Here is a 3,882-nt window from a genome sequence, read left to right as displayed (position 1 = left end):
CCTGACCACGACGTTCTTCACGCCGCTGCCGTGCACCCAGGGCTACGAGGGCACCACCTACCGCAACGGCCGGGACACCTCGCCCGCGCCGCTCAACACGGCGGCCCGCTGTACCCGTTGAGCCCGCGGGCGCGCAGCGCCACCTCGATGTCGAACCGGGCCTGCGGGTCGCCGAGCCGCTCGCCGAACAGCTGCTCCAGCCGGCGCAGCCGGTACCGCACGGTCTGCGGGTGCACGCCGAGGACCTCGGCGATCTCCGGGACGCCGCGCCGGCTCTGCAGCCAGATCAGCAGGGTCTCGCTGAGCTTGCGTCGTGCCCGCCCGGTCAGCCCGGCCAGCGGCGCCAGCGCCCGGTCGGAGAGCTCGCCCACCAGGAACGGATCGTGCAGCAGCCACAGCGCCGACAGGTGCTCGTCGAACCGGGTGAGCGGCGCGTCGGGCAGCACCCCGGCCTCGACCAGCCGCAGCATCTCCGCCGCCCAGCGCAGCGAGTCCCGGGCGTGCCGCAGCGGCACCGCCGGTCCGGCCGCCGCCCGGGCCACCGGCAGCCGCAGCGCAAGCTCGTCGAGCAGGTGCGCCTCGCTCGGGTCGAGCAGCAGGCAGGGCGGGTCCCGGTCGAGGTCGGCGAGGATCCGCTGGTCCGGCACCCGGGCCTCGAGCGGGTAGTCGCTCACCCGCACGGCGACCGCGACCACCCGCTCCGGCAGCGGCCAGCCGGCCGCCTCGGCGAGCGGGTCGGGCCGCTCGGCGACGCCGGACAGGATGGTCTCCAGCAGCGCGCGGCGCCGGCGTTCGCGTGCGCCCGCGGCCCGGACCTGCGCGGCGGCCAGACCCTCGATGGACCGCGCGGCCAGTTCGTCGATGTAGGCGAAGATCGCCTCGGCGAGCAGGCACAGCGTCGGGGTCGGCACCCCCGCGTCCTCGCCGATCCGGGCCATGTGCCGCCAGGCCACCCGGGCGCCGGTCCGGTACGCCAGCCGCAGCGTCTCCAGCACGGCGTCGTCCGGCGGCTCCGGCAGGCCGAGCGAGCCGAGCAGGTCGGCCTGGTCCTCGACGGCGGCCGTGGGGTCCTCCAGCCGGTCGATGAAGCGCAGCACGGCCCGCTGGATCGCCGCCACGATCCGGGTCGCCGACGCGCGGTGGTCCAGCGCCGGGACACAGTGCGGCAGCTCACGCATGATCTCGTCGGCCAGGCGCACCGCGCCGGGTCGCAGCAGCGCGCCGAGCTCGGGCGGCAGCTCCGACCACAGGCCGGTGGAATCACGGGACAGCAGGGAATCGAAGGCAATTCGGTCCGCCACCGGCCGGCTCCGTTCCGCGTCAGGCGACTCCGCTGGCGAATCTACCGCCGGGCCGGTCCGGTGTGGAACGTCTCGGTCGGGTGCCGTCGATACCGGCGCGGACAGCCGCGCCCGGGAGCGAAAATCGGCCCGCCCAACTGTTGGGCGGTGATAGTTGTGCTCCCGTGCAACCCCGCCCGGGCCCGCGAGCGTGACTAGCTTGTACCGAAGCTCGGAGGGGATGGATGAGCGATCGTGACACCGAGTTCGTGGCGTACTTCGCGAGCCGGTCGGGTGCCATGCGGGGCACGGCGTACCTGCTGTGTGGCGACTGGCACCGGGCGGAGGACCTGACCCAGGCCACGTTCGTCAAGCTCTACCGGGCCTGGCGGGGGATCTCCGGCCGCGACAGGCTCGACGCCTACACCCGGCAGACGCTGGTCCGCACGTTCATCTCGGACGGCAGGCGGGGCTGGTTCCGGCGCGAGCAGGTGGTCGCCGCGATGCCCGAACCGGCGCCGGCCGGCCCGGCCGCCGCCGAGGACCGGCACGTGCTGCTCGGGGCGCTGGCCCAGGTGCCACCCCGGCAGCGCGCCGTGCTGGTGCTGCGGTATTGGGAGGACCTGTCGGTCGAGGAGACGGCCAGGTTGCTGAAGTGTTCGACCGGGACGGTGAAAAGCCAGGCCGCGCGGGGGCTGCAGACGCTGCGCGGCCTGCTCACCGACCCACAACCCACCGGTCACAACGGAAAGAGCTGGAACCCATGAACGAGCACGAGTTCCGCGACACGCTGCGCGGCGCGATGGTGGCCGGCAGCCCGCCACCCTCGATGGACGGCCGGGCTGTCCTCGAGGCGGCCAGGACGGCCCAGCGGCGCCGCCGGGCGGCGTTGGCCAGCGCCGGCTCCGCCCTGGCGATCGTGGTGGTGGCGGTCGGGGCGCTGCTGGTCACCGGCCCGAACGGCTGGCCGGGTGGCCTGGGCGATCCGGTGATTCCGGCCGCCCCGCCCACCTCCCGGACCGCCTGGCCGACCGGGCCGGACGGCAAACCGCAGCAGGACCGCACCGCCACCGCCGGCCCGCACGCCGAGACGGGTGCGAAGCTGGAGACGGATCTGGCCGCGTTGGTGCCGGCCGGCTTCATCGTGGGTCCGGACCAGCCGGCGCCCGGGTCGCAGTTCTACGGATCCATGCGGATGCACCAGTCGCAGTTCGTCGACGACGTGGACGAGGCGGAGGTCTGGGAGCACTACGCGCGAGTGCCGGTCACCAAGGGCGGCCAGACCGGCCTGCTGTTCGCCCTGGTACTGACCGCCGGCAACGAACTGCCCGAGGATCCGTGCGCCGCGGCCAAGACCCTGTGGGCGATGCACGGGCCCGACGGCCCGATCGACCTGGGCTGGCAGTGCCAGGAAACCCCGGTCGGGTCCGACAAGGTCGCCGTGATCAGCGGGCACAACGGCGGCGCGTCGTTCGACCAGTGGTCCTACTACCGGCATCCGGACGGCACGAGCGTGTTCGTCGCCCAGTCGGCCGCGATCGAGGGCTCCGGTCTGCCGGGCCTGGCCGCGCAGCCGCTCACCCTCGACGCGCTCGCGGCGCTCGCGGTGGATCCGAGGTTCCACCTGCGGTGAGGACGGCAACCGGGTTGTGGGTCTGGTGGACCCACAAACCCGGTTGTCTGTTCAGCCCGTGGTACAGGCGGTTCCGTTGAGGGAGAACGCCGTCGGGGAGGCGTTGGTTCCCGAGTAGGTGCCCTGGAATCCGAAGGTCTGGTTGCCTCCTGGGGAGATGACGGCGTTGTGGCCGACGTTGCGGGCGGTGATGTTGGGGCCGTTCTGGGTGGTCTCGGCGTTCCAGCGGTTGGTGATCTGCTGGTTGCCGGGGAAGGCGAAGGTCAGGGTCCACCCGTTGACCGTCGTGGTGCTGGTGTTGGTGATGGTGATGTTGGCGGTGAAGCCGCCCGGCCAGGTGTTGGGCACGTAGCCGACCTGGCAGTTGCCCGGCGGTGGCGGCGGTGGTGGTGGCGGCGGCGGAGGCGGTGGCTCGGAGCCGAGCGTGAGCCGCACGATCCGGTCGTCACCGGTGCGCGGTGTGCCGCGGCCGTCGGTGTTGTTGGTCATCAGCCACAGTGAGCCGTCCGGCGCGTTGGTGATCATCCGGAGCCGGCCGAGCGTGCCGTTGAGGAACGCCACCGGGTTGCCGTCCAGCGCCCCGTTCGCCACCGGGACACCCCACAACCGCGTCCCGCGCAGGGCCGCCAGCCACACCGTGTTGGCGGCGAAGGCGATCCCGGACGGGGAGGCCTCGGCCGTCGTCCACTGCACGACCGGGTCGACGAAGTTCGGGTTGTTGCCCCGGCCCTCCACCGTCGGCCAGCCGTAGTTGCGGCCCGCCTGGATCAGGTTGAGCTCGTCCCACGTGTTCTGGCCGAACTCGCTCGCCCACAGGCGGCCCGCGTCGTCGAAGGCGAGGCCCTGCACGTTGCGGTGCCCGAGCGTCCACACCGGCGAGTCCGCGACCGGGTTGTCGGGCGCCGGGTCGCCGTCGGCGGTGACGTGCAGGATCTTCCCGGCCAACGAGCCGGGATCCTGCGCGAGCTG

4 protein-coding genes are annotated in these 3,882 nt (G+C 73.2%); 2 read left to right on the top strand and 2 right to left on the bottom strand.

What is annotated here, in order from left to right; all coding sequences use genetic code 11:
- Positions 1-92: 92 nt before the first annotated feature.
- On the bottom strand, positions 93-1,301 hold the full coding sequence (locus tag VFO68_RS11585; protein WP_325158231.1) for a helix-turn-helix domain-containing protein: 1,209 nt from the start codon (positions 1,299-1,301) through the stop codon (positions 93-95).
- A gap of 224 nt (positions 1,302-1,525) precedes the next feature.
- Here VFO68_RS11585 and VFO68_RS11580 point away from each other — a divergent pair, with 224 nt between their 5' ends.
- Together VFO68_RS11580 and VFO68_RS11575 are read left to right on the top strand one after the other, a co-directional pair.
- On the top strand, positions 1,526-2,047 hold the full coding sequence (locus VFO68_RS11580; RefSeq protein WP_325158230.1) for a SigE family RNA polymerase sigma factor: 522 nt from the start codon (positions 1,526-1,528) through the stop codon (positions 2,045-2,047).
- Positions 2,044-2,913 carry a hypothetical protein gene (locus VFO68_RS11575; protein WP_325158229.1) on the top strand — a complete coding sequence of 290 codons (870 nt, stop codon included), beginning with the start codon at positions 2,044-2,046 and terminating at the stop codon, positions 2,911-2,913. Before VFO68_RS11580 ends, VFO68_RS11575 begins: the two co-directional genes overlap by 4 nt.
- A 51-nt stretch (positions 2,914-2,964) precedes the next feature.
- Here the strand turns inward: VFO68_RS11575 and VFO68_RS11570 are convergent.
- Positions 2,965-3,882, bottom strand: a 918-nt coding sequence (locus VFO68_RS11570; RefSeq protein WP_325158228.1) for a PQQ-dependent sugar dehydrogenase, incomplete at its 5' end; no start/stop codon positions are given.

The sequence above is a fragment of the Actinophytocola sp. genome (genome assembly GCF_035712165.1).
Lineage (GTDB): Bacteria > Actinomycetota > Actinomycetes > Mycobacteriales > Pseudonocardiaceae > DASYTH01.
Note: the sequence above shows the minus strand (reverse complement) of the source record. Positions and strands in the feature narration are given on the sequence as shown.